Origin of the sequence: Octadecabacter ascidiaceicola (assembly GCF_900185015.1) — a bacterium.
GTDB lineage: Bacteria > Pseudomonadota > Alphaproteobacteria > Rhodobacterales > Rhodobacteraceae > Octadecabacter > Octadecabacter ascidiaceicola.
Genome location: NZ_FXYD01000001.1, coordinates 673,954 through 697,654 on the forward strand (window position 1 = coordinate 673,954; position 23,701 = coordinate 697,654).

Genomic DNA, 23,701 nt, shown 5'->3' on the forward strand with positions numbered 1-23,701 from the left:
CCTTTTCATTTCAACGATCGAACGTCTCTAGGGTCACAGTCCCCGCACAGCCATCTGGGGTTGCCGCCCCAACCCAAACTTGCAACGGCCCGTTTGGCGCCCCCCAAAGGGTAACTTCCTGACGACCATTAGCGTCACTCCCGAAAAACCACTGCCCATCACCGCTGCGCACAGCCAAAACAGGCGTACACTCAGCCTGCGCCATAACCATCAAGATGTGCGGCGCCATTGCGTCCAACCCGAACACGGCCGTCGGCGCGGCGGGCAGGAAGCCATCCAAATCCTGTACATCAATACCCGCTACGGCCCATTGCGGGCATGGCGCTAAGAATGCGCCCCCCACCTGCACTTCCCATGTTTGCGGCGTGATTAGTTCAGGTCCGCTTGCATCATACTGCACAGCGTCCAATGAAGGGTCAGGACATTGCGCTAAGGCAGGTGCACCACACAGGGCAAGTAAGACGGACAATCTGATCATAGACCAAACCTAGCGCGACACCCGCCCACGCGCTTTACACAATTCTGTCAGCCAAATAAAAAAGGCCGCCCCGTATCGGGCGGCCTTAGAAATCTCTATTGCGCAGAACTTAGCGGCTGAAAGTCTCCAGCGACAAGACAGCATCACAATACTCTCCATCGTAGGTCCCAACCCAAATGTCGATGATCCCGTTAGCTGGCCGCGTCAGAACGATACGCGGGTCAAGGTTACCGTTGTCATCATCGTCATAGTACCAGTTCACGGACGCAGTGTTGATCAACAACGCAGCATCACAACGGCTGGTGACGGAAATGACCAGTTGCAGGCCACCCATGTTGCTTAGATCAAACGAGAAATCAGGCGTCGTGGTAAAATACCCAGCCCCCTGATCCGTCCCCGGATTGATGCCAGAACAGCTCCAAATGTAGTTCTCACCCCCAGCAACCACGCGGAAGTCCTGACGGCGGCGCAACTGTGAACCGCTGGCGTTGTAACTTTCGTTGCCCCAAATTCTATAATCCGGGCAAGCCTGTGCCGTCCCTGCAAAACCAAAAAAACCAATCACTGCAATTAATAAAAGTCTCATATCGTTCCCCTTTAACAATGTGACGTAAGGGTAAGCCGATCTTTGAGGTAGTTCCAGCTTAAATGACTTCCATCGTGGTCAGGTATCCCAGACCTACACGGTTCACGTCAGACAACGAAAAAGGCCGCCCTTATAAGGAGCGGCCCAATTATCGTGAGGATGCTGAAACTTACTCGTCTTCGAGCGCTTCAACTGCCTTTTGCAGATCATCCTTGGACACTTCTTTTTCTTTCAAAGAAGCGGCTTCAAGAACGTGGTCCACAACCTTGTCTTCAAACAAAGGTGCGCGGATCTGCTGCTGCATCTGTGGGTTCTGCTGAACGAATTCAAAGAACTGACGCGCTTGATCGCCGTATTGACGCGCTTGGTTCATCACAGCCTGTGTGAACTCAGCGTCGGAAACCTGAACTTCAGCCTTCTGGCCGATTTCAGCCAACAACAGGCCCAGCTTCACGCGGCGCTCGGCCAGTTTGGTGTGCTCTTTTGTTGTTTCGATCTCAGGGTGATCGTGGCCTTCAACTTCTGGGTTATCTTCGTGCCACAGCTGGTGGGCGATCTGGCCCGCCTCAGCTTCAACAAGGGATGGTGGCAGCTCGAAGGAGACCTTCTTGTCCAGCGCATCCAGTAGACCACGCTTCGTAACAGCACGTGACGCGCCTGCGTATTCTTCTTCCAGCTTCTCGGAGATTTGACCTTTCAAACCTGCAAGGTCCTCAGCGCCAAACTGCTTTGCCATCTCGTCGTTGATCTCAGCCGCTTTAGGCTCAAGAACGTTGTGAATTTTACATTCAAACACAGCCGCTTTGCCCGCAAGGTGCTCAGCGTTGTACTGCTCAGGGAATGTCACGTCGACGTTGATCTCATCGCCAGCTTTGACGCCAACAAGACCTTCTTCGAAACCTGGGATGAACTGGCCGGAACCAAGAACAAGTGCGTGGCCTTCAGCCGCGCCGCCTTCAAATGCTTCGCCGTCAACTTTGCCAAGGAAGTCGAACACAACTTGGTCGCCGTCTTTTGCCTTGGAGCCCTTCTTGCGGTCTTCAAAGTTCTGCGCAGTCGCCGCGAGGGATGTCAGGGCTTCGTCAACAGATTCGTCATCCGCCTTCACAACCATCTTCTCGAGCTTGATGCCTGAGAAATCGACCTCTGGAACTTCTGGGAGCGCTTCGTAAGAAACAGTCACGACAACATCGTCGCCCTCTTTCCAGTCTTCGTTGGCCATTTTCATTTCTGGCTGCATCGCAGGGCGGTCACCGGATTCTTCGAGGTGCTTGTTCATCGCACCATCAACTGATTCCTGCATTGCTTCGCCCAGAACCTTTGGGCCAAACTGCTTTTTCATCATCGCCATAGGCACTTTGCCTTTGCGGAAACCCTTCATCTCAACTTCAGGCTGCGCCTCTTTGAGTTTGCCATCTACTGTCGCTTCAAGCTCAGCAGCGGTGATTGTGATCTCATAGCCGCGCTTCAGGCCTTCGTTCAGGGTCTCTTTGACCGACATGGTATTTCCTTTTCAACAACGCCCTAGGGGGCGATCTTTTGATCTCAATAAGTCCCGAAGGGACAAGTAATGGTGCGGGTGAAGGGACTCGAACCCCCACGCCTTGCGGCGCCAGAACCTAAATCTGGTGCGTCTACCAATTCCGCCACACCCGCATTTCGTTATAAAGGGAAGGCATAGCCCTCCCCTTAAGTTGGGCGCTTCCTAGCAAAGTGTTCTGGAGGATGCGAGAGGAAAACGCACCTCTTTCGCAGGTAAGTGACGTTATTTTTTAGGGCTTTCATACGAACGGCTGAAACGACGGCTGGCGTGACGAAAAAGACTCACATCTCAGCGATGCCGCGCAAAGATACGAATATTGTCCCATCCGTAACTTTTTGTTGCCATATTTCAGGGCAATACACTGAGGCAGACAAATAGCTGAGAGCGAGAAACGCCATGCATCTGGGAACAACACAAGAATTTAAAGACCGCGCTGCGGTATCCACCCTGCCCGCAAATGTTGCTGGGCTTGCGCAGGGAACTACAATCATGACGCTGGACGGCGAAAAAGCCGTTGAAGCGCTGAACGCCGGCGACCGGATCATCACCCGCGACAGCGGCATGGCGATCCTGCGTGAGGTCAAAAGCCAAAAAGTCCACGTGGCATCTATTCAAATCAAGGCAGGCTCTTTGGGCCATACACGCCCAGAAGACGACATGATCGTTGGCCCAGACACATTGGTTCACATCCGTGACTGGCGCGCGAATGCTCTATTTGGCGCAGATGTTGCAACAGTTAAGGCCAAGCGCCTGATCGACGGCGAGTTTGTTTCTGAAGTCGAAGCAAAAACAATGACTGTCTATGAGTTGATCTTTGACAAACAGCACATCGTCTACGCAGACGGCCTCGAAGTCGCCAGCTCAGCAGTCTGAATTGACCTAATCGAGCGCTACCGCGCATTCGATTATTGGTCGCTCAGTTCGGCACGCTCTTAAGCCATTTCAAACGCAGCTCTTTTCTGGGCTGCGTTTTGCTTTGAAAACACCAATTCCTAAATGCCCAGCGCGCGAAACACCGCTGGCAGTTGTTCGGGGATACGCCTCCGATAGGTTCGCCTCATTCAGTTCATAGCCAACCTCATACTTCCAGTGCGCTGCACCCAAACCAATCCCCAAGTCAGAACGCCGAATGGCGCCGTTTTTGGTCGCAGCTGCGTACTTTGGCGCCTTTTGGGGCTCTCACTTACGACCTGCGCCATCCATCAAGCGAGTGCGATTCAATTCTGCTCACTCTTGCGTCACTTTGCCTATTTTTTAGGCAGTGCGTTTTGAATCCATTTTGTCGCGGGGTGAATCCAGCGTCTGGAATTGTAGCCAAGGCGCAAAAGTGGTTGGTGCATGCAAGACCACGTCTGCAATGAGGAGTCGCAGCTATGAAGAAGATCGAAGCGATCATCAAGCCGTTCAAACTAGACGAAGTGAAAGAAGCGCTGCAAGACGCCGGCATTCAAGGCCTGAGCGTTGTGGAAGTCAAAGGGTTCGGACGCCAAAAAGGCCACACCGAGCTATACCGCGGCGCCGAATACGTTGTGGATTTTCTGCCAAAAGTAAAGATCGAGGTCGTCTTGGCCGATGATCAAGTAGATGGCGCAATCGAAGCCATCATTACCGCAGCCAAAACAGACAAAATCGGTGACGGCAAAATTTTCGTCTCCGACGTAAGCCAAGCGATCCGTATTCGGACCGGCGAAGAAGGCGACGAAGCGCTGTAAACCAGCACCAAGTTTATTCTAATTCAAACCTACCAAGCGAAAGACTGATGATATGACAACCAACAAAGATGTTGTGAAAATGATCAAAGACGAGGGTATCGAGTACGTCGATATCCGGTTCACTGATCCACGCGGCAAGCTGCAGCACGTGACCCTTATCAATGACGAAGTTGACGAAGACTTCCTTGAAGAAGGCTTCATGTTTGACGGCTCCTCCATCGCTGGTTGGAAAGCGATCAACGAATCCGACATGAAATTGATGCCAGACGCGAACAGCGCCTACATCGACCCCTTCTACGCTGAAAAAACACTCTGCATTCACTGTTCCGTTGTTGAGCCAGACACAGGCGAAGGCTACGAGCGCGACCCACGCGGCACAGCCGAGCGCGCCGAAGCATACCTGAAATCCACAGGCATTGGTGATACGTCTTTCTGGGGTCCAGAAGCGGAATTCTTCCTGTTTGACGACGTGCGTTACAACGTCGGCATCAACAAAGTGTCCTACGAAGTCGACGCAATCGACGCGTCCTGGAACACCGACACCCAGTACGAAATGGGCAACACAGGCCACCGTCCTGGCATCAAAGGCGGCTACTTCCCTGTGAATCCAATTGACGACGCTCAGGACATCCGTTCTGAAATGCTCTCTACGATGAAGCGTCTCGGCATGAAGGTCGACAAGCACCACCACGAAGTGGCGTCCTGCCAGCACGAGCTGGGCTTGATCTTCGGTACGCTGACAACACAGGCCGACGAGCTTCAAAAGTACAAGTACGTCGTTCACAACGTGGCACAGGCTTACGGCAAGTCCGCAACATTCATGCCAAAGCCAATCGCGGGCGATAACGGCACAGGCATGCACGTGAACATGTCCATCTGGAAAGATGGTAAGCCATTGTTCGCAGGCGACAAATACGCTGACCTTTCTCAGGAAGCTCTGTACTTCATCGGTGGTATCCTGAAGCACGCGAAAGCCCTGAACGCGATCACAAACCCATCCACGAACTCCTACAAGCGTTTGATCCCGGGTTTTGAAGCACCAGTTCTGCGCGCGTACTCTGCGTCCAACCGTTCCGGTGCGGTTCGCATTCCGTGGACTGAAAACCCGAAAGCCAAGCGCGTTGAAGCGCGTTTCCCTGATCCGGCTGCCAACCCATACCTTTGCTTCGCGGCATTGATGATGGCTGGCCTTGACGGCATCAAAAACAAAATCGACCCGGGTCCTGCGTCTGACAAAGACCTTTACGATCTGCCACCAGAAGAACTCGCAGAAATCCCGACAGTTTGTGGATCCCTGCGTGAAGCACTGGAAGAGCTGGAAAAAGACATGGACTTCCTGTTGCAGGGCGACGTGTTCACCAAAGACCAGCTTCAGGGCTACATGGATCTGAAGTGGGAAGAAGTGTACGAATACGAGCACACACCACACCCAGTTGAATTCAAGCTGTACTACAGCTGCTAATTCAATAGCTTAGCTAAATTGAAAGGGCGTCCTTAGGGGCGCCCTTTTTCGTTTTCCGGTGGCGTTCGGGGGGAGGCACCCGGCCCCTTCGCCATATTCCTGCCCGAGTTCCGGCCTGAAATTACCCTTACGTTAACGTCTAGTTGACTAAGTCGGGGGTATAAATGCCCTCATGATCAGTACAGATGTTTATACACCCGCCCAATCGTCCAACCGCAATTCATCCACGATGAGTTTTGGCACACACCGCCAGATGGACGTTCCCGCCTCCGCGATCCGCGCAGGCGCCAGCACCATGCCGCCCGCATGGCAAACCCGTGGTGTTCCCACTAAAAATGGTGGTTTCCAGCACGGCGAGCCTGCCAAAAGTTTTGCCGAGATCGTGAGCACACCGTTTCATCGTGCTTTGGCCACCAAACCACGCAAAATTGCCGCCGCAGGCATCATTTGCATGGCGGTTATTACTTACGTCTTTTAATTCTCCCACGCGACGCCACGCTGAAACATGTCGCTTTTTGACCTGACAGCCGCGAAATGCCTCGTCACGCTTGCCTCATACAGAGGAGCATGGCCTTGGATTCCAGATATAGCGACACGCGAAAGATTGATCCCACACGCGGAGTTACGCTTGGCGACGGTAGCCCGAACGACAACAACCGTGTCGAAATTGGCCCAACCCAACTGGCCTTCAACGAATGGGCTGCCGCTGGCCTGACCCTCCCCAACCTTGAGGCCATGCGCGAATACCGCTGGAAACGCCTTACCCAACACATCGTTGATCGCGATTTGGGCGGATTGTTGATGTTTGACCCGCTCAACATCCGCTACGCCACGGATAGCACCAATATGCAGCTGTGGAACACCCACAACCCGTTTCGCGCGGTGTTGCTCTGCGCCGACGGCCATATGGTGATCTGGGACTACAAGAACTCCCCGTTCCTGAGCGAATTCAATCCCCTCGTCGCAGAACAACGGTCCGGCGCATCGATGTTCTACTTTTCTAACGGCAACAAAGGCTTGCAAGCCGCCTCCAGCTTTGCCGACGAAGTAAAATATCTCATGCGCGCCCATGCTGGCAGCAACATGCGCCTCGCCGTGGACAAAATCATGGTCGACGGCCTGCGTGCGCTGGAAACTCGCGGTTTCACGGTTGAGGAAGGCGAAGAAGTCACCGAACACGCGCGATCGGTGAAAGGGCCAGATGAAATCCTCGCCATGCGCTGCGCCAATCACGCCTGCGAAACGGCCTGTAAATCGATGGAAGACTTCGCGCGTGCCCACTCCGGCAACGGCACCACCACCGAGGACGACATCTGGGCCATCCTGCACGCCGAAAACATCAAACGCGGCGGCGAATGGATCGAAACCCGTCTCCTCGCCTCTGGACCGCGCACCAACCCGTGGTTCCAAGAATGCGGTCCACGCATCACGCGACCCAACGAAATCCTCGCCTTTGATACCGACCTCATCGGGTCCTACGGCATCTGCATCGATATCTCGCGCACGTGGTGGATCGGCGACGAAAAACCCCGCCCTGATATGATTGAGGCGATGAAGCACGCCGTGGAACATATTGAAACCAATATGCAAATGCTAAAACCCGGCGTGAATATCCAAGATCTGTCCCGCAACACCCACGTGCTGCACGACAAGTACCAGAAACAGAAATACGGCTGCCTGATGCACGGCGTCGGCCTGTGCGATGAATGGCCTATGGTCGCCTACCCCGACAAAATGGTTGAAGGCGCGTTTGACCACGAACTTGAAGTCGGCATGGTCATCTGCGTTGAGGCTTTGGTCTCCCCCGAAGGCGGTGATTTCTCAATCAAGCTCGAGGATCAGGTGCTCATTACCGAAGATGGATATGAAAACCTGACCACCTACCCTCATGACGATGCGCTAATGGGGCGTTAGGGAAACACGATAGACGCGACCAGCCCCAGATGGTCGGACCCCATCTTCGCACGTGCTTCCAGGCTGCCCATGCCGCCGGTTGCCAAAACATGGTCGATCGCCAGCGGATATCCATACAGGTAATAGGTCGCAACCGGTCGCCCGACCCGCTCGGTTCCCGTCGCCGCTTCAATCGCTGCGACACTACGGCCCCAAGGGGCCATGTTGAAATCGCCCCCCACAACCGTAAACGCTGCATCTTGCGCCTCAAAAATGGGAGTGAACCCCGCGACCTGACGGGCCTGCGGGTACGGATAAGGCCAATACAAATGTAGCGAATATACCTGCACCGAACGCCCGCCAACCTGCGTTACAACCCGCGCAGCACCAGAACTCTCAAAACATTCCTGAACCTCAAACGGGGTGCGCGATACAATCGCCATCCTGCGCATACCACGGGCATTGCACAGCAATTGATGCGGATATTCCGCCCGCAACGCCTCAAGCACCTTTTCATTGGCGGGGCCAACTTCTTGCAAGGTCACAGCATCCGCACCTGATGCGAAAACATCTGCAATGAACTCTGTCCGGTCCCGCTCAAGGTACAGCAAATTTTTCTGATAAAGAACGAAATCAGGCGCATCCGGCACCCGCGCAAGCGCTCCGTCTGCCAGCTGCAGCCCGCCAATGCCCAAGGACGCGATGGCCAAAACCTGTGCGCCACGCCACCGCCAGACCAACGCCGCAACAACAAATGCCCCAACAAGAATGGCCAATCGAAACACCGCCAGACTGTCGCCAACCCCGTGCAGATCCCCTGCAAAGGACGCCGCCAAAACCAGCGCCGCCATCACGACCAATACCCGCCCCAGAACCTTCAGCATTTCCTCACCTTCCCGTGACGGCACCGTCACACATCTTGCGCGTTCAATGACGCAGGTCCACCTTTGTCTCAACCAAAGGATTCTTTATGCCAACCGAACGCTTCACTTTTCCCGGCCATGACGGCCAAAACCTGTCCGCCCGCCTTGACCTCCCCGACGGCCCGCACCTTGCAACAGCCCTCTTCGCCCATTGCTTTACCTGCTCCAAAGACATCCCCGCTGCGCGCCGCATCGCGGGCCGCCTCTCTGCGATGGGCATTGCTGTGCTGCGCTTTGACTTCACGGGGTTAGGCCATTCCGAAGGTGAATTTGAAAACACAAATTTCACCACAAATGTGCAGGACCTCGTGGCGGCCAGTGCAGAACTTGACGCACGCGGCATGGCACCATCGCTCTTGATCGGCCATTCCCTTGGCGGCGCTGCGGTGTTGAAAGCAGCCTCAGAACTCGACAACATCAACGCTGTCGTCACCATCGGTGCCCCGTTTGACCCCGAACACGTCACCCATAACTTCGCCCACGCCCTGCCCCAAATCATGCGCGACGGCGTTGCCGAAGTCAGCTTGGGCGGTCGCCCGTTCCGCATCTCCAACGATTTCCTAGAAGACGTTGCCAAAGGCGAACTCACACCCGCCATTTCCAAACTTAACGCGGCCCTTTTGGTGCTGCACGGCCCTCGCGACGCAACGGTTTCTATCGACAACGCCTCTGAAATCTTCCTCGCGGCCAAACACCCCAAAAGCTTCATCACCCTCGACAACGCCGACCACCTGCTCTCACAGGCCCAAGACGCCGAATACGCAGCAGATGTCATCGCAACTTGGGCCAAACGTTATATCGACCTGCGCCGCCCAGCGCCGCCTATCGGCACCCCCGAAGGCGTGCTGCGCGTGTCCGAAGCTGACCCAAAAGGGTTCCTGCAAGACGTCCAATCCGGCCCACACCACCTGCTCGCCGACGAACCCGCAGCATATGGCGGCACCAACAAAGGCCTCACACCTTACGGATTGCTCTCAGCGGGCCTAGGTGCGTGCACCTCAATGACGATCCGCATGTATGCACGGCGCAAAGGCTGGCCCCTGACCTCCGTCAGCGTCGATATCACCCACGATAAGGTCCACGGCCAAGACGCGGGATCAGAAACCAAAACCAAGATCGACAGTTTCACGCGGACAATCACACTGAGCGGCAACCTCGATGACACCCAACGCCAACGCCTGCTAGAAATCGCGGATCGTTGCCCCGTTCACCAAACCCTGGAACGCAGCAACCACATCAATACAGAACTCGCGTAACCCTTGCCTTTGTTTCAAAAATATCCTCCCCGAAGGGCCGATCAAAACAAACGCACCCTCCCCCGCGATTGGCTCACGCGAGCCACACACACCAACAAAAGAGTGAGGCGCGCAGCCTTTGCTGCACGCCTCACAATTTTCTAACAGTTGGGTCGGTTTAGCCGCGGGCTTTGCCGACAAGCTTCCAAACTGCTGGGATCAGAAGTGCAGCCAGTGCCAGCTTCATCAGATCGCCAATAACATAAGGCGTCAGGCCCCATTCCATTGTCTGCTCCCAGCCGGATGTGAACTGGTGCAACCAGAATACGCCTGGAACGTAGATCAGAACATTCGCCATCAGCAATGCGCCAGCCATACCTTCAATTGTGCGATCCATGCCGCGGCGTGCCGCCCAACCGAGGTACAAAACAGCCAAAACGTAGCCAACCAAATAGCCGCCAGTGCCGCCCATCATGTATTCAAGGCCGTTCTTGTCAGCGGAAGACGATGCAAACACATCAAAACCCAGCGCACCGATCAGCATGTAGCCAAAGATCGTCGCAAGACCCAAACGCGGACCGTAAGACGCACCAATCGTCAGAACCGCAAACGTGCCCAATGTGATCGGAACAGGCGACGGAAACATTGGAACTTTAATCTTTGCAGCGATCGTCAGCATCGCAATACCAAGTATAACCAGTACAGCCTGCTTGATTCGAAGAGCTGTGCCTTCGCTCGGGCCAAAGGCTTCCGCCAGGGCTTGGTTATTCATCGTTATGGCCATCGTAACGGCTCCTTTTTTCAAAATAGTCGGCATAGACATGCCCTAACGGAAATCTTTCTGCAAGTGCGAAGCCCATTGTTCGCGCTAACGTTTAACGTACGATGTGGTCGACATATAATCTTTGCGCGGTCCTTGAACATTCCATGTTACCGACCAACGGGCCCATTCAGAAAAATCATACGCACCGCGATACATATCTTCACCGCACAAGTGTTCACTCGCCTGCCCGCCAAGGGTTGGATCAAAATCATGAAATGCGCGACCATCTTCAAAGCTGACAAAAATGCGCTCTGCATCCTCATGCCAAAGATAACGGCGTTCGGCTTCAAATCGTTGATCGCCCACAATCAAATGACCGACTTCCCGATAAATCGCCCCGTCGCCCTGCACTGCAATCTCAGCCTGCCCGTCAAACAAAGTTTCTATTTGCGCATGACGGTCATCGATCCGGCGCGAAACCGAGTATCTACCAATAAAAGCGCTGAGTTCCCGCCGCTGAGCCACGTCCTTGCCTCCAGATGAGTGCGCGTATCGCGCAAGTAGTCCGCTTGAAAGTAAGACATCCCCTACCTTTACGGCTCACACCATTTCCCTAGGGTAAATCATGTTAACTCCCCTTTATTAAACAGGAAACCAACATATGTTCAAATTTTTGGCGCCAATCGCAGCGATTGGTCTGTGTGCAGGCATGGCCTCAGCGCAGTCTTATGAAATATACACCGGCGCGACTTTTGGTGGTCAGGACCTCAACTACGGGCCAACGCCTCCCTCCTCTCCGAACTTGCAGTCCATGGATTCTGGTATTCCCTTTGGCGCTGCCGCTTATTGGAACGTACCCGGCCCCTTCGAAGTGGGTGTTGATATGATGTATACCAACCAAGACTATTCCACCTGGGGTCCAGGGTCTTCACTGGAATCCTTGTCCCTGATGGCCAACGGTCGCTACGTCCAAAACTATAATGGCATTGATTTATATGCTGGCCTTGGGGTTGGTGGAATTAAGCTTGATTATTCGGATCCGAACCCAGCGCTTTCTGGAACAGACACAATTGCCGGCTGGCAGGCCCAGATCGGCGCGCGTTACACGCTTGGGTCGTATACTGTCTTTACGGAAGTGAAATACCAAGAAGGGTTCGATGAAGGTCTGATCCAAACAGAATCAGTTGAATACAATTCGACAAGTGCCATCGTCGGCTTTCGGTTCTAAACAACCTGCGGCACGCCGGTTCGCGCGTGCCGCCACTTATAAACGGGAAAAGGCCGCGCGCATTTGGCGCCCTCCCTTGTGACCACGCAGCGCAGGGCTTATGACGCCCTCATTCGATTTTGCAGCTCACAAAAGGCCACTCCCCAATGATCCCACGCTACGCCCGCCCCGCCATGACCGACATCTGGGAACCAGCGACAAAGTTCCGCATTTGGTATGAAATCGAAGCCCACGCCTGTGACGCGATGGCCGATATCGGTGTCATCCCGCGCGAGAACGCGGATGCGGTCTGGAAAGCCAAAGACGTAGAATTTGACGTGGCCCGTATTGACGAAATCGAAGCCGTCACAAAACACGACGTTATCGCGTTCCTCACGCACCTTGCAGAACACGTTGGCTCGGACGAGGCACGTTTCGTTCACCAAGGCATGACGTCCTCGGATGTGCTCGACACCTGTTTCAACGTCCAGCTCGTACGTGCCGCTGACCTTCTGATCACAGACATGGACGCCCTGCTCGCCGCGCTGAAGAAACGCGCGATGGAACACAAAATGACCGTCCGCGTTGGCCGCTCCCACGGTATCCATGCGGAACCGACAACAATGGGCCTGACGTTTGCGCGTTTCTACGCGGAAATGGATCGTAACCTCGCCCGCCTGAAACTGGCCCGCGAAGAAGTCGCCACGGGCGCGATTTCCGGTGCGGTTGGTACTTTCGCCAACATCGACCCTGCCGTCGAAGAACACGTCTGCGCCAAACTGGGCCTGTCCCCTGAACCGATCAGCACGCAGGTCATCCCGCGCGACCGTCACGCAATGTTTTTTGCGACCCTCGGCGTGATTGCGTCTTCTATCGAAAACGTCGCCACCGAAATCCGCCACATGCAGCGCACAGAGGTGCTGGAAGGCGCGGAATTCTTCTCAATGGGTCAAAAGGGTTCAAGCGCGATGCCGCACAAGAAGAACCCTGTGCTGACAGAAAACCTCACAGGTCTTGCGCGTCTTGTGCGCATGACAGTGATCCCTGCAATGGAAAACGTCGCCCTCTGGCACGAGCGCGATATTTCGCACTCCTCCGTGGAACGCGGCATTGGCCCAGACGCGACTGTCACCCTTGATTTCGCGCTGAACCGCCTGACAGGTGTGATCGACAAGATGTTGATCTTCCCTGACAACATGCTCGACAACATGAACAAGTTCCCGGGTCTGGTCATGTCGCAACGCGTTCTTCTGGCGCTGACACAGGCAGGCACATCACGCGAAGATGCCTACGCGATGGTGCAACGCAATGCGTTGAAAGTTTGGGAAGAACGCACTGATTTCCGTGAAGAACTTCTCGCTGACAAAGATGTTGTCGCAGCCCTTGGCGTTGATGCGATCAACGAGAACTTCAACCTCGATTACCACACCAAACACGTCGACACGATTTTCAATCGCGTCTTTGGCTAAGCATCTAGTCTTTCTTAGAAACCTCTATGGGCCCCCAAGGCCCATAGATGGTCGTTTGCCTAAGCGGCTGTCATGTGTGGAACATCCCCCGTCGGTTGCTTTTGGCGTGCCGGAATACCGATAACCGCATATTTATGCCCGTCATCGCCATTCTCATACGGCGCGCCCAAGAACTCCGCCCCGTATCCCAACCGTTTAAGCGCACGCAGCACCCACAGGTTTGACAGCGACATCATCCGCTCGGCCCCTTCTGCGGTGGCCATATCGATCAAACCGCCCACAATCAGATCAAGACATTCAAGACGCACACGCATGGATTTCACCTCTGGTGCCATGACCAGACGGGTGCATTCCCAGACTTTCGGGCTTTCGATTACCTCATCCAACAGGTTGTCGGGAATGGTCCCCAACTTCCCTGTCATCGCGTCTTTCAGCATGTAGGTATGATCACCCCAACGCGCCGTGGTGGACATGCCCCGCGCGCCAGCAATGACTTTGCCATTGTCATCAAGCACAAGCGAATAGCGTGCCATCGGGTTGTCATACTGGTCCATTTCCACATCTGCATTATGCGGAATTTGCCAGTGCAACTCGTCAACAAAGAACTGCTTTCGCAAGCTCAGGTAGTCAAAAAACGCCGGTCCATGAAGGTGGACGTTCGACAATTCAAACGTGATGTTTTTCATTGATACTCTCCTTTTTGGAGAGTCCATTTAGCGCCGAGATCATTCTATTGTTAACTAATAATCGGATCGGCAGGCTGAATATGTTCACCCTTCGGAAAGGGATATAAAAATTAACCTTTTGTTAACAAATTCAAAAGGTTCAAATCAGACCAAATTCTCCAACCATAGCAGCGGCTTGTGCAGAGGTCTGCGCGCCAAGCTTGGTTTTCGCATTCTTTAGGCGCTGCTTAACTGCCCCTTCCGAAACGCCAAGTGAATGGGCAATTTGCTTTAGTCGCAGCCCCTCTTTCACCATTCTCAACGCCTCAAGCTCAGCCTTGGTCAGATTCGTTGGCGGCGCTTTGGCGCGGTGCAACTTCAAGACATAAGCGTGCAGAGCATTCATCTCATCGCGTTCAAACTCGCGGTCAGCGCGTGCAAATGTCCCAAACGATCGCTGGCCTTCACGGTTGCCGTCAAAACACGCAACCGCCACGCCATACCGCAACCCAAACGTTTGTGCCTGTTGGAAAACGCGCATTGGATCCGGCAGATCAATGTCGCTCCATGCAATTGCGCCCGTGTTCGCGTAGTTCCAGCGAATAACCGGATCATGCAGCATGAAACGATGAGTCGTGTAATGATCTACCCAAGGGGCCGGAAGTGCGTTCACTTCTTCTAGTGGAAAAGCAAATCCAACACGCAGTGCAATGTAATAGCCGGACTTGGCTATCTCACTGACATCTTCCGGGGAATTTAGCTCTAACAAGCGTGGCCCTTTCAACGGAGACCTAGGAGAAACAATCCTGTCAATACGACCCAACATAGCATAAGATAACAAGTAGCTCGACGCTTCACCATATTCATAGTGCGATGGGACAGGCAACCACAAAGCGAGTTGGGGAAAAGATGGTAGATATTAGCAAAGTTAAATCGCTTCTGGAAAGCGTGCAAAAACTCGCTGAGGCCGGCTTTGCAATTGCGTTCCACATTCGGCTGACGTCGCCTGACCTCCTTTTGCAAACTTACCCGAAAGAATGGACTGACATTTACTCCGAAAAAGGTTTCGTAATGGTTGATCCGACGGTGCGTTGGGGCTTCTCTGATACAGGATCAATTCGTTGGTCCGAGTTGAGCGATCAAGATGACCAGAACGTTTTAGGGCAATCAGTTACCTTTGGCATGGCTTACGGTGTCGCGATCTCCGTCGAAACGGATAACAGCCGAAGCATTGCCAGCTTTTCGCGCCCCGACCGCGAATATACAGACGCTGAAATCTCTGAATTGGCCCAGTGCACGCAAATGCTCCACGATTTGACCGCGTCGAGTGAGGGTATGGACGCAAAAATGCGCGACGAATTGGTGAAGCACGCTGCGAAGCTAACGCGGTAGTCCACAACTTTACGGCGACATGCGAACGTCGGGCGCTAGATGTCTGATTCCCTCTTGAGGCTCTCAAGTCAGCAAACCGCGATTCCGATGTTTGCTCTGGATTTAAATTCGCGGCCGCGAAGGCAGTGCCATTAATCCCCTCTTCACCTTAAGCGCTTAAGCAAGGGTTCACCCTTACAGGAGCGTTTATGTCCGGCTCAACGTCCCCCACCGCAGTCAATGAACTACCCCGATCCCGCAAGGCCGCTATGGTCGTGCAGCTTTTGTTAAGCGAAGGTGGGGATCTGCCGCTTTCCCAACTTCCCGAAGCAGCACAGGCGCGACTTACCCGCGAACTTGGCGCGCTTAACATCATCGATAAAGCCACGCTGAACAGCGTCGCACAGGAATTCGCCCGCGAACTTTCTGATGTCGCACTCACCGCACCGGGCAGTTTTGAAGCCGCGCTTAAGTCCCTCGACGGGCGCATTTCTGCGGGCACGGTCGCCCGCCTGCGTGAAGAAGCTGCAGCGCAAGCGGGAAGCGATCCGTGGAACATCGTGCTCGAACTTTCGCCAGAAGATATCCTGCCGATCACTGAGGCTGAAAGCCCTGAAATCTGCGCCATCCTGCTCTCAAAACTACCAACACCCAAGGCCGCCACCCTATTGGGTCTCATGCCAGGTGAACGCGCCCGCTACATAGCCTTTGCTATGTCGCGTACCACAAACGTCAAAGCAGAAGCCATTGCCCGTATTGGCGCGGGCCTCGCGAGCAACTATTGCGGCGCGACCCTGCCTGCGTTCACAGACAGCGCTGAATCCCGCATTGGCGCGATCCTTAACTCAACTCCCGCAGCGACCCGCGACCAAGTTCTTGATGGTCTTTTGTCCGAAGACCCCACCTTCGGCGAAGGCGTCCGTAAAGCGATCTTTACCTTCGCTGACATTCCAGCGCGCCTCGCAATGCCTGACGTGCCGAAAATCCTGCGTGATATTGACCAAGCGGACCTCGTGCGTGCGCTTGCGTCGGCCACCGAAACTGGCGGCGAATTGGCCGTTTCTGCCAACCACCTACTCGAAAACATGTCGACACGCATGGCGGACAATCTGCGCGAAGAAATGGGTGAAGTGGGTAAAATCAAACCATCCGACGGTGAAAATGCCCAAACGGCAGTCGTCACCGCCATTCGTGCGGCCGCTGATGCCGGAACAATCGTGCTGGTTGTTGAAGACGACGAAGAATAAAGGCTGGCGTCACCCTAAACACGGGCCTAGCATCGCCCTATGTTAGATCCAAAAAACCCCGCACGCCGTTGGCATGATATGGGCGGTGACACCGCTGGCCCCATTCCGGACATGGACGCACCTGGCGAAGACCATGACTTTTCCCTTTGGGAAAAACGCGTTGATGCCCTGATGATCATTGGCTCTGCCAAAGGCTATTTCACAGTAGACGGGCTGCGCCGCGTTCTTGAAGACATGGGCGAAGACGCCTTTGAAAAGATGACATATTACGAACGCTGGATCGCATCTATCAATCAAAACCTAATCGAAGGCGGCGCCTATACCACTGCCGATCTCGCGGAAAAAATGGCTGAAGTCAGCGCCCGAGGAAAAACCTACGGTGATGCGAGCGCAGGATCATGACCCAGGTTGTCCGCGTCAAACCCATGATGCCCCCCGGCCATGTCAGAACACCGATATACCTGCGCGGCAAGATCGGAACGATTGAACGCTCGCTTGGGGAATTCCCAAATCCCGAAGACCTCGCCTATGGAAGGCCCGCCACTGCCAAGACGCTGCACCGTGTGCGATTCACAATGGCCGAAGTCTGGGGCGCGATCGCCGAAAATCCAGACGACACGCTAGATGCCGAAATCTACGAACATTGGTTGGAGCCTGCCGATGCCACATGACCATCACGACCATGACCACCTCAGCCCGTCCGGCCACCCATACCGCGCAGATGACGACACGGACCTAAGCTATTGGCAAACCATGGAAATCGCCGTGCGTGAGCTTTTGGTGGAAAAGGGCATTACCACGCCTGCCGAGGTTGCCGATCAAATCGAAACGATGGACGCGCGCACTCCCAGCAATGGCGCAAAGGTTGTTGCACGCGCATGGAGCGATCCAGAATACCACGCAGCCCTGATGAAAGACGCCTCTGCCGCGACGCGTGAGATGGGTTTTGACATTGGCCCACTCAAATTGATCGCCGTCGAAAACACCGACGACACTCACAACATGATCGTTTGCACCCTGTGTTCCTGCTACCCGCGCAACCTGCTGGGCCTGCCGCCCGACTGGTACAAATCCCGCGCCTATCGCAGCCGCACCGTTCGCGAACCGCGATCTGTTTTGGCTGAATTTGGTGTGACTTTGCCCGAAAACACGACAGTACGCGTTCACGACAGCACCGCTGATATGCGCTACATCGTCATTCCCAAACGCCCACAAGGGACTGAAAACATGTCAGAAGATGAACTCGCCGCCCTTGTAACGCGTGACAGCATGATCGGCACAGGGGTCGCAAAAACGCCTTAGCGCAGAACGGCCGACGCCATTACAGCACCCGGCCCAGGTTCTTGCACGATCACGACGACGGGCGAATTTCCAGAAATCCTGACATTCATGTTCAGGTCGCCAGAACCACTCCACTCACCAACCTCGCTCCATTGGGTCACAATATTCGAGTAGGTCAATGTGCGTCCTGCGTTTTCACCACGGCGCACGTCTACGGTTTCTTCAGGGCTATAACGGATGACTTGAACAACAGTTCCATTGCGCAACGCACGCGCAGTTTGCCCCGAAATCTGCAGCTGGTTCCCCGAACGTTGCAGTGAAATACGCGTTCCCGTTGGGCGCGCACTATGGGTTCTGATCAGGTTCGCCACATCCATCGGCTTCGTGCCAATCACATGATCCGCCCCACCGATCACCATCTGCGGCGTGTAGATAGAGCTTGCACCTGCAACGCGCGCATAATTCTGCTGGCGGCGCGTGTGCGCAGGATCCGCGAAAATATCAGCCCAGCCGATGTAATCCCAATAATCAACATGAAGCGCCAACGCGATCACGTCCGACTGCCCTGCCAATTCATGCAAAATCTCATCCGCTGGCGGGCAGCTGGAACACCCTTGCGATGTATAAAGTTCAATAACCGTCGGGCCATCCGCAACAGCGGGGGACGCCATTGTGAAACAAGTAGCGAGGGCGGATAAAGTTGCAGTGATGGTCTGGCGCATGAGGATTCCTGTCAAAGTTACCTTTCCCTAACCCAGCCGGACGCCCCTGACCAATCAAGCGTTTGCGATGGGACTGTTACAATCGCATAATAGCAACAGACACGTCCCCATTTTAACGGAGAGCCTCAAATGCCAATCACCGTAGGACACGACAGCGCCAAGACACGAAAAACCCTGAAGGTGGGGCAACAATCGCTCGCCTATTATTCCATTCCGGCTGCCACTGAAGCTGGCCTTGGTGACTTTTCCAAATTGCCCGCCGCGCTGAAAGTGGTGCTGGAAAACATGCTGCGTTTTGAAGATGGCAAAACGGTCTCCGTAGACGACATCAAAGCCTTCGCTGAATGGGGTGCAAACGGCGGAAAGAACCCGCGCGAGATCGCCTACCGCCCTGCCCGCGTGTTGATGCAGGATTTCACTGGCGTTCCGGCGGTTGTCGATTTGGCGGCGATGCGCGACGGGATTGTCGCGCTTGGCGGGGATGCCCAACAGATCAACCCGCTGAACCCCGTAGACCTCGTGATCGATCACTCCGTGATGATCGACGAATTTGGCAACCCGCGCGCGTTCCAGATGAACGTGGACCGCGAATATGAACGCAACCTTGAACGGTATACCTTCCTGAAATGGGGCCAGTCCGCGTTTTCCAATTTCCGCGTTGTGCCGCCCGGCACCGGTATTTGCCATCAGGTGAACCTCGAATACCTGTCCCAAACTGTTTGGACAGATGTCGATCAAGACGGCGTTGAAGTCGCCTACCCCGACACGCTTGTTGGCACAGACAGCCACACCACAATGGTTAACGGCGTCGCCGTTCTGGGTTGGGGCGTTGGCGGGATTGAGGCCGAGGCATCAATGCTGGGCCAGCCGATTTCCATGCTGATCCCCGAAGTCGTCGGCTTCAAGCTGACGGGTGAAATGATGGAAGGCTCCACAGGCACGGATCTTGTTCTGAAGGTCGTTGAAATGCTGCGCGCCCACGGCGTTGTATCCAAATTCGTCGAGTTTTACGGTGATGGCTTGGACACCCTACCGCTTGCCGATCGTGCGACAATCGCAAACATGGCACCGGAATACGGCGCCACCTGTGGCTTCTTCCCGATCGACAATGAAACCCTACGCTACCTGCGCAACACGGGCCGCGACGAAGACCGCATCGCGCTGGTCGAAGCCTACGCCAAAGAAAACGGATTCTGGCGCGGCGCGGACTACAACCCAGTTTACACCTCCACGCTTGAACTCGACATGGGTACCATCGTCCCTGCGATTTCCGGCCCGAAACGCCCGCAGGACTTCGTCGCACTGACAGGCGCCAAGGATGCCTTCCGCAAAGAAATGGAAGACACATTCAAGCGACCATTCGGCAAAGAGGTCGTCGTTGCTGGCGAAGACTACACATTGGAAAGCGGCAAGGTCGTGATCGCGTCGATTACGTCCTGCACAAACACATCCAACCCCTACGTGATGATCGGCGCGGGCCTAGTCGCGCAAAAGGCTGCGGCCTTGGGTCTGAACCGCAAGCCTTGGGTCAAAACATCCCTCGCGCCCGGTTCCCAAGTGGTGTCCGCCTATCTTGAGGCCGCGGGCCTGCAGGAAGAACTCGACAAAATCGGGTTCAACTTGGTCGGCTACGGCTGCACGACCTGTATCGGCAACTCCGGCCCGATCCAGAAAGAATTGTCAGATGCCATAGCCGAGGGTGATCTGGTCGCAACCTCTGTCCTATCCGGCAACCGCAATTTTGAGGGGCGCATTTCCCCAGACGTGCGTGCCAACTACCTCGCGTCACCACCGCTCGTCGTGGCCTATGCGCTGGCAGGAACGATGGACATCAATCTGGCAACAGATCCTATCGCCCGAACACCGGACGGCAAAGACGTCTACCTAAAGGACATCTGGCCTTCGACCGCAGAAATCGCCGCATTGGTGGAAAAAACCGTGACCCGCGAAGCATTCCAATCCAAATACGCGGAGGTGTTTAAGGGCGACGAAAAATGGCAAAGCGTGCAAACCACAGACGCCGAAACCTACGACTGGCCGGCCCACTCCACCTACATCCAGAACCCGCCCTACTTCCAAGGCATGTCCAAAGACCCCGGCGTCATCTCAAATATCAAAGATGCCAAAGTACTGGCGGTTTTGGGCGACATGATCACCACCGACCATATCTCACCCGCGGGGTCTTTCGCGGATAGTTCTCCGGCGGGGCAATACCTGATCGAACGTCAGGTGCCCGTGCGCGAATTTAATTCCTACGGGTCGCGTCGTGGCAACCACGAGGTCATGATGCGTGGCACCTTCGCCAACATCCGCATCAAGAACGAAATGCTCGACGGGGTTGAAGGCGGCTACACCAAAGGGCCGGATGGCAAACAAACGTCGATCTTTGACGCGGCAATGGCCTATCAAGCAGCCGACACGCCAACCGTCATTTTCGGCGGTGAACAATACGGCGCAGGATCGTCGCGCGATTGGGCCGCGAAGGGAACCAACCTTCTGGGCGTCAAAGCCGTGATCGCCGAAAGCTTCGAGCGTATCCACCGCTCAAATCTCGTTGGCATGGGCGTTATTCCGTTTGAATTCACAGGGGGCGATAGCCGCAAAACCCTAGGGTTGACCGGCGAAGAAACGGTGTCGATTTTCGGTCTGGACGCGGTGACACCGCTGCAAGACGTGCCAGCGACGATCACAATGGCGGACGGGACAATGAAAAACATCACCCTCAAGTGCCGCATCGATACCGCGATCGAGATCGAATACATCGAACATGGCGGCGTGCTGCACTACGTTTTGCGCAACCTTGCGAAAGCATCTTGATCGCACCTAATACCCCAATTGTCGCGCCCTATCGGGCGCGGCTTTCTTGTTTAGGGGCTCTGCCCCGTCGAGCAAGCTCGACTCCCCGGGATATTTTCGAAACAAAAGCAAACAACAAGGAGAGTCGCCATGTCACATCGGTCTTATGAATTCACCCACGCGCTGTGCCGTTTGCCTGCGCGTTCTGTAACTGACGGGCTGCGGGCAGCAGATCAAGGGGATCCGGACCCGATGGTATTTGCGGCGGAACACGGCGCTTATGTATCTGCCCTACGCGACGCCGGATGCGATGTGACGCTTCTGCCTGCGGATGAGGCGTTTCCGGATTCAGTGTTTATCGAAGACCCTGCGCTGGTGTTGAAAGGCACGGCAATCATTTTGCGTCCCGGTGCCGAAACGCGCCTTGGCGAAGCGGCGGCGCTACGCCCTTCGCTATTGGAACATATGAACGATGTCATAGACTTGCAGACCGAAGGTTATGTGGATGGCGGTGATATTCTCTGCACGGATGACCGCGTATTACTGGGATTGTCGGCGCGCACCAATGTGCAAGGCGCCGAGGACCTGCGCCCCATCGTTGAGGGGTTGGGTTACGCGCTCGAGGTTCTGCAAACACCGCCGGAAATCCTACATTTCAAAACCGAAAGTTCGCTTCTGGATGAAGGGACAGTTTTGGCCACGCCTGCCCTTGCCGCGTCCGGTGCGTTCAAGGGGCTGAACGTTATTGAAACGGTCGTAGGCGAAGAAGCCGCCGCCAATGCGATCCGCGTGAATGAGTTTGTTTTCCTGTCGGCAGGTCATCCGAAGACTGAAGAAAAGCTCAATCAGGCGGGGTATTCGTTGAAGGTGCTGAATACCTCTCAGGCCGCGCTGGTAGATGGCGGCCTCAGCTGTATGTCGCTGCGCTATAGTCGCTAGTTCGCCAGTGCCGCGTCAATCGCAGGGCGCAAACGGTTGGCCAGCTCGCGCTGTGTCACAGGTGACGCCATGCGCAACAGAATGGTGCCGTCCCCGTCTATTAGGAAGGTCTCTGGCACCCCATAGACCCCCCAATTAACGGCGTGAAACCCGCTCGGGTCCGCGCCGACGGCGGTGTACGGGTCGCCAAGGTCGCTAAGGAACGCCACGGCGTTGGCGTCAAAGTCCTTGTAGTTAACGCCGTAGATCGGGATGCCTTCGTCCGCCAGTTGTTCCAAGTTGGGGTGTTCGATGCGGCATGGCGCGCACCAACTGGCCCAGAAATTCACGATCTTAACCTCGCCGTCGCGCAGCATCGCATCGGTAAAAGGAGCCAAGCCTTCGATTTCGGAAACCTCCACTTCAGGGGCTTGTTTGCCGATCAGCGCGGACGGCAGTTCGTCGCCCTGCCCGAAAAACATACCCGCCGCGAATACGCCGCCGATGGCAGCGAACATCACAACGGGGACCATCATCAGCTTAGACATCGGCGCGATCCTTGCGGGCCTCTACCTCGGCCAATTGCGCGCTCACCTTGCGGGATCGGCGCAGCGACAGGACAAGAAGCCCGACCAACAGCCCCACCGACAGCGCATAAGCCGTCAGAACTTCGGCCGCATAATTTCCAAGATCAGGCATCATGACCGCATCCTTGCTTCAAGCGCTTTCATACGGCGGGCGCGGATTTCAGTTTGTGTACGGATCAGCACAAGGCCGAGGAACAGCACGCCAAAGCCCACCATGCAGATCACCAGCGGAACAAAGAACACGTCAGAAACTGTGCGCTCCCCCGTGGCGACGGGGACGCTGGTACCTTGGTGCAGACCTTGGTTCCAAAAGTTAACGGCGTAGCGCGATAGCACCGCGAAAACAGATCCGACGATGCACAGAACTGAGGTGAGGTCAGCTGCGGTATCAGGGTCCTCAATCGCTTCCCACAGGGCGATGTAGCCAAGGTAAAACAGGAACAGGATCAGAAAGGATGTCAGGCGCGGATCCCATGCCCACCATGTTCCCCACATGGGCTGACCCCAAATAGCGCCTGTTATCAAAGCGATAAGCGTCATCACGATGCCGATGGGCGCAGCAGCGCGCGCAGCCAATGCGCTGACATGATGACGGCGCACCAGCCAGATAAGCGAGGTAATCAACATCATGAACCACGCGTTAATCGCCATCAGCGCGGACGGGACATGCAGGTATATAATCTTAACGGTTGATCCCTGACGGAAATCATCCGGCGTGAAGAAAAAACCCCACACCAGCCCGACAACCAAACAAGCAATCGCAAGGCCCATCACCCACGGTACCAGTGGCGTCGTGGTCGCGATGAACTTCTTTGGATTGGCGTATTCCCAGATCGACATATC

The 23,701-nt window shown here is 55.1% G+C and carries 27 protein-coding genes and 1 tRNA gene; 15 read left to right on the plus strand and 13 right to left on the minus strand.

The features are described from left to right. Positions 1-10: 10 nt before the first annotated feature. From OCA8868_RS03315 to OCA8868_RS03330, 4 genes are all read right to left on the minus strand, one after another. Positions 11-478 (minus strand): hypothetical protein, encoded by a 468-nt coding sequence (locus OCA8868_RS03315; RefSeq protein WP_093995097.1) that lies wholly within the window; start codon positions 476-478, stop codon positions 11-13. Positions 479-587: 109 nt separating this feature from the next. Beyond that, positions 588-1,064: a hypothetical protein gene (locus OCA8868_RS03320; RefSeq protein WP_093995098.1), complete on the minus strand. Its 477-nt coding sequence runs from the start codon at positions 1,062-1,064 to the stop codon at positions 588-590. 169 nt (positions 1,065-1,233) lie between these two features. After that, a complete protein-coding gene (gene tig, locus OCA8868_RS03325) occupies positions 1,234-2,565 on the minus strand; it encodes a trigger factor (protein ID WP_093995099.1) in 1,332 nt (443 codons plus the stop codon). A gap of 70 nt (positions 2,566-2,635) precedes the next feature. Beyond that, positions 2,636-2,720: transfer RNA gene (locus tag OCA8868_RS03330), tRNA-Leu, on the minus strand. 283 nt (positions 2,721-3,003) lie between these two features. Between OCA8868_RS03330 and OCA8868_RS03335 the strand changes: the two genes are divergently transcribed. From OCA8868_RS03335 to dddP, 5 genes are all read left to right on the plus strand, one after another. Beyond that, entirely contained in the window at positions 3,004-3,480 is a 477-nt protein-coding gene (locus tag OCA8868_RS03335) for a Hint domain-containing protein (protein ID WP_093995100.1), read from the plus strand. Positions 3,481-3,980: 500 nt separating this feature from the next. Next, entirely contained in the window at positions 3,981-4,319 is a 339-nt protein-coding gene (locus tag OCA8868_RS03340; RefSeq protein ID WP_049834814.1) for a P-II family nitrogen regulator, read from the plus strand. A gap of 52 nt (positions 4,320-4,371) precedes the next feature. Further along, complete coding sequence (gene glnA, locus OCA8868_RS03345; protein ID WP_093995101.1) at positions 4,372-5,781, plus strand: type I glutamate--ammonia ligase; 1,410 nt, start codon at positions 4,372-4,374, stop codon at positions 5,779-5,781. A gap of 172 nt (positions 5,782-5,953) precedes the next feature. After that, complete coding sequence (locus OCA8868_RS03350; protein WP_093995102.1) at positions 5,954-6,259, plus strand: hypothetical protein; 306 nt, start codon at positions 5,954-5,956, stop codon at positions 6,257-6,259. 95 nt (positions 6,260-6,354) lie between these two features. After that, on the plus strand, positions 6,355-7,695 hold the full coding sequence (gene dddP / locus OCA8868_RS03355) for a dimethylsulfonioproprionate lyase DddP (RefSeq protein ID WP_093995510.1): 1,341 nt from the start codon (positions 6,355-6,357) through the stop codon (positions 7,693-7,695). Here the strand turns inward: dddP and OCA8868_RS03360 are convergent. Next, a complete protein-coding gene (locus OCA8868_RS03360) occupies positions 7,692-8,558 on the minus strand; it encodes an endonuclease/exonuclease/phosphatase family protein (protein WP_143849482.1) in 867 nt (288 codons plus the stop codon). The genes dddP and OCA8868_RS03360 overlap by 4 nt on opposite strands. An 86-nt stretch (positions 8,559-8,644) precedes the next feature. On the opposite strand from OCA8868_RS03360, the gene OCA8868_RS03365 reads away from it, so the two are divergent. Then, positions 8,645-9,853, plus strand: a complete 1,209-nt coding sequence (locus tag OCA8868_RS03365; RefSeq protein WP_093995104.1) for a bifunctional alpha/beta hydrolase/OsmC family protein — start codon at positions 8,645-8,647, stop codon at positions 9,851-9,853. Between the two features lie 157 nt (positions 9,854-10,010). Here the strand turns inward: OCA8868_RS03365 and OCA8868_RS03370 are convergent, their stop codons facing one another. Both OCA8868_RS03370 and OCA8868_RS03375 read right to left on the minus strand, forming a co-directional pair. After that, on the minus strand, positions 10,011-10,616 hold the full coding sequence (locus OCA8868_RS03370; protein ID WP_093995511.1) for a biotin transporter BioY: 606 nt from the start codon (positions 10,614-10,616) through the stop codon (positions 10,011-10,013). Between the two features lie 84 nt (positions 10,617-10,700). Beyond that, positions 10,701-11,120, minus strand: a complete 420-nt coding sequence (locus tag OCA8868_RS03375; protein WP_093995105.1) for a DUF6314 family protein — start codon at positions 11,118-11,120, stop codon at positions 10,701-10,703. Positions 11,121-11,256: 136 nt separating this feature from the next. Here OCA8868_RS03375 and OCA8868_RS03380 point away from each other — a divergent pair, with 136 nt between their 5' ends. Together OCA8868_RS03380 and purB are read left to right on the plus strand one after the other, a co-directional pair. Then, positions 11,257-11,823 (plus strand): outer membrane protein, encoded by a 567-nt coding sequence (locus tag OCA8868_RS03380; protein WP_093995106.1) that lies wholly within the window; start codon positions 11,257-11,259, stop codon positions 11,821-11,823. A gap of 146 nt (positions 11,824-11,969) precedes the next feature. Continuing rightward, entirely contained in the window at positions 11,970-13,271 is a 1,302-nt protein-coding gene (gene purB, locus OCA8868_RS03385) for an adenylosuccinate lyase (protein WP_093995107.1), read from the plus strand. A gap of 59 nt (positions 13,272-13,330) precedes the next feature. Here purB and OCA8868_RS03390 read toward each other — a convergent pair whose 3' ends face one another. Beyond that, positions 13,331-13,957 (minus strand): acyl-homoserine-lactone synthase, encoded by a 627-nt coding sequence (locus tag OCA8868_RS03390; RefSeq protein WP_093995108.1) that lies wholly within the window; start codon positions 13,955-13,957, stop codon positions 13,331-13,333. Between the two features lie 139 nt (positions 13,958-14,096). Further along, positions 14,097-14,705: a helix-turn-helix transcriptional regulator gene (locus tag OCA8868_RS03395; protein ID WP_093995512.1), complete on the minus strand. Its 609-nt coding sequence runs from the start codon at positions 14,703-14,705 to the stop codon at positions 14,097-14,099. Between the two features lie 140 nt (positions 14,706-14,845). Between OCA8868_RS03395 and OCA8868_RS03400 the strand changes: the two genes are divergently transcribed. From OCA8868_RS03400 to nthA, 5 genes are all read left to right on the plus strand, one after another. Then, on the plus strand, positions 14,846-15,328 hold the full coding sequence (locus tag OCA8868_RS03400; RefSeq protein ID WP_179214760.1) for an autoinducer binding domain-containing protein: 483 nt from the start codon (positions 14,846-14,848) through the stop codon (positions 15,326-15,328). A 188-nt stretch (positions 15,329-15,516) separates the two neighbouring features. After that, entirely contained in the window at positions 15,517-16,554 is a 1,038-nt protein-coding gene (locus tag OCA8868_RS03405) for a FliG C-terminal domain-containing protein (protein WP_093995110.1), read from the plus strand. A 39-nt stretch (positions 16,555-16,593) separates the two neighbouring features. Beyond that, positions 16,594-16,956 (plus strand): SH3-like domain-containing protein, encoded by a 363-nt coding sequence (locus OCA8868_RS16845; protein ID WP_281253583.1) that lies wholly within the window; start codon positions 16,594-16,596, stop codon positions 16,954-16,956. Next, positions 16,953-17,225, plus strand: coding sequence for an SH3-like domain-containing protein (locus OCA8868_RS16850; protein WP_093995111.1), 273 nt, complete (start codon positions 16,953-16,955; stop codon positions 17,223-17,225). The genes OCA8868_RS16845 and OCA8868_RS16850 overlap by 4 nt, the downstream gene beginning before the upstream one ends. Next, positions 17,215-17,856 (plus strand): nitrile hydratase subunit alpha, encoded by a 642-nt coding sequence (nthA, locus tag OCA8868_RS03420; RefSeq protein WP_093995112.1) that lies wholly within the window; start codon positions 17,215-17,217, stop codon positions 17,854-17,856. The genes OCA8868_RS16850 and nthA overlap by 11 nt, the downstream gene beginning before the upstream one ends. Here nthA and OCA8868_RS03425 read toward each other — a convergent pair. Then, positions 17,853-18,557, minus strand: a complete 705-nt coding sequence (locus OCA8868_RS03425) for a DUF1223 domain-containing protein (RefSeq protein WP_093995113.1) — start codon at positions 18,555-18,557, stop codon at positions 17,853-17,855. The two genes, nthA and OCA8868_RS03425, sit on opposite strands and share 4 nt — an antisense overlap. A 129-nt stretch (positions 18,558-18,686) precedes the next feature. On the opposite strand from OCA8868_RS03425, the gene acnA reads away from it, so the two are divergent. Then, positions 18,687-21,374 (plus strand): aconitate hydratase AcnA, encoded by a 2,688-nt coding sequence (acnA, locus tag OCA8868_RS03430; RefSeq protein WP_093995114.1) that lies wholly within the window; start codon positions 18,687-18,689, stop codon positions 21,372-21,374. Between the two features lie 129 nt (positions 21,375-21,503). Further along, positions 21,504-22,292 (plus strand): arginine deiminase-related protein, encoded by a 789-nt coding sequence (locus tag OCA8868_RS03435; RefSeq protein ID WP_093995115.1) that lies wholly within the window; start codon positions 21,504-21,506, stop codon positions 22,290-22,292. On the opposite strand, the gene OCA8868_RS03440 is transcribed toward OCA8868_RS03435, so the two are convergent. From OCA8868_RS03440 to OCA8868_RS03450, 3 genes are read right to left on the minus strand one after another with little or no spacing between them, the layout of a single operon-like run. After that, positions 22,289-22,819: a DsbE family thiol:disulfide interchange protein gene (locus OCA8868_RS03440; RefSeq protein ID WP_093995116.1), complete on the minus strand. Its 531-nt coding sequence runs from the start codon at positions 22,817-22,819 to the stop codon at positions 22,289-22,291. The genes OCA8868_RS03435 and OCA8868_RS03440 overlap by 4 nt on opposite strands. Then, a complete protein-coding gene (gene ccmD, locus OCA8868_RS03445; RefSeq protein ID WP_093995117.1) occupies positions 22,812-22,973 on the minus strand; it encodes a heme exporter protein CcmD in 162 nt (53 codons plus the stop codon). Before ccmD ends, OCA8868_RS03440 begins: the two co-directional genes overlap by 8 nt. Beyond that, a complete protein-coding gene (locus OCA8868_RS03450) occupies positions 22,970-23,698 on the minus strand; it encodes a heme ABC transporter permease (RefSeq protein ID WP_093995118.1) in 729 nt (242 codons plus the stop codon). Before OCA8868_RS03450 ends, ccmD begins: the two co-directional genes overlap by 4 nt. Between the last annotated feature and the right edge of the window lie 3 nt (positions 23,699-23,701).

Excerpts from the sequence above, each read along its gene's own strand:
- OCA8868_RS03315 (WP_093995097.1), bottom strand. The coding sequence starts at position 478 with ATGATCAGATTGTCCGTCTTACTTGCCCTGTGTGGTGCACCTGCCTTA.
- OCA8868_RS03320 (WP_093995098.1), bottom strand. The coding sequence starts at position 1,064 with ATGAGACTTTTATTAATTGCAGTGATTGGTTTTTTTGGTTTTGCAGGG.
- tig (WP_093995099.1), bottom strand. The coding sequence starts at position 2,565 with ATGTCGGTCAAAGAGACCCTGAACGAAGGCCTGAAGCGCGGCTATGAG.
- OCA8868_RS03335 (WP_093995100.1), top strand. The coding sequence starts at position 3,004 with ATGCATCTGGGAACAACACAAGAATTTAAAGACCGCGCTGCGGTATCC.
- OCA8868_RS03340 (WP_049834814.1), top strand. The coding sequence starts at position 3,981 with ATGAAGAAGATCGAAGCGATCATCAAGCCGTTCAAACTAGACGAAGTG.
- glnA (WP_093995101.1), top strand. The coding sequence starts at position 4,372 with ATGACAACCAACAAAGATGTTGTGAAAATGATCAAAGACGAGGGTATC.
- OCA8868_RS03350 (WP_093995102.1), top strand. The coding sequence starts at position 5,954 with ATGATCAGTACAGATGTTTATACACCCGCCCAATCGTCCAACCGCAAT.
- OCA8868_RS03360 (WP_143849482.1), bottom strand. The coding sequence starts at position 8,558 with ATGCTGAAGGTTCTGGGGCGGGTATTGGTCGTGATGGCGGCGCTGGTT.
- OCA8868_RS03365 (WP_093995104.1), top strand. The coding sequence starts at position 8,645 with ATGCCAACCGAACGCTTCACTTTTCCCGGCCATGACGGCCAAAACCTG.
- OCA8868_RS03370 (WP_093995511.1), bottom strand. The coding sequence starts at position 10,616 with ATGGCCATAACGATGAATAACCAAGCCCTGGCGGAAGCCTTTGGCCCG.
- OCA8868_RS03380 (WP_093995106.1), top strand. The coding sequence starts at position 11,257 with ATGTTCAAATTTTTGGCGCCAATCGCAGCGATTGGTCTGTGTGCAGGC.
- purB (WP_093995107.1), top strand. The coding sequence starts at position 11,970 with ATGATCCCACGCTACGCCCGCCCCGCCATGACCGACATCTGGGAACCA.
- OCA8868_RS03390 (WP_093995108.1), bottom strand. The coding sequence starts at position 13,957 with ATGAAAAACATCACGTTTGAATTGTCGAACGTCCACCTTCATGGACCG.
- OCA8868_RS03400 (WP_179214760.1), top strand. The coding sequence starts at position 14,846 with ATGGTAGATATTAGCAAAGTTAAATCGCTTCTGGAAAGCGTGCAAAAA.
- OCA8868_RS03405 (WP_093995110.1), top strand. The coding sequence starts at position 15,517 with ATGTCCGGCTCAACGTCCCCCACCGCAGTCAATGAACTACCCCGATCC.
- OCA8868_RS16845 (WP_281253583.1), top strand. The coding sequence starts at position 16,594 with ATGTTAGATCCAAAAAACCCCGCACGCCGTTGGCATGATATGGGCGGT.
- OCA8868_RS16850 (WP_093995111.1), top strand. The coding sequence starts at position 16,953 with ATGACCCAGGTTGTCCGCGTCAAACCCATGATGCCCCCCGGCCATGTC.
- nthA (WP_093995112.1), top strand. The coding sequence starts at position 17,215 with ATGCCACATGACCATCACGACCATGACCACCTCAGCCCGTCCGGCCAC.
- OCA8868_RS03425 (WP_093995113.1), bottom strand. The coding sequence starts at position 18,557 with ATGCGCCAGACCATCACTGCAACTTTATCCGCCCTCGCTACTTGTTTC.
- acnA (WP_093995114.1), top strand. The coding sequence starts at position 18,687 with ATGCCAATCACCGTAGGACACGACAGCGCCAAGACACGAAAAACCCTG.
- OCA8868_RS03435 (WP_093995115.1), top strand. The coding sequence starts at position 21,504 with ATGTCACATCGGTCTTATGAATTCACCCACGCGCTGTGCCGTTTGCCT.
- OCA8868_RS03440 (WP_093995116.1), bottom strand. The coding sequence starts at position 22,819 with ATGTCTAAGCTGATGATGGTCCCCGTTGTGATGTTCGCTGCCATCGGC.
- ccmD (WP_093995117.1), bottom strand. The coding sequence starts at position 22,973 with ATGATGCCTGATCTTGGAAATTATGCGGCCGAAGTTCTGACGGCTTAT.
- OCA8868_RS03450 (WP_093995118.1), bottom strand. The coding sequence starts at position 23,698 with ATGTCGATCTGGGAATACGCCAATCCAAAGAAGTTCATCGCGACCACG.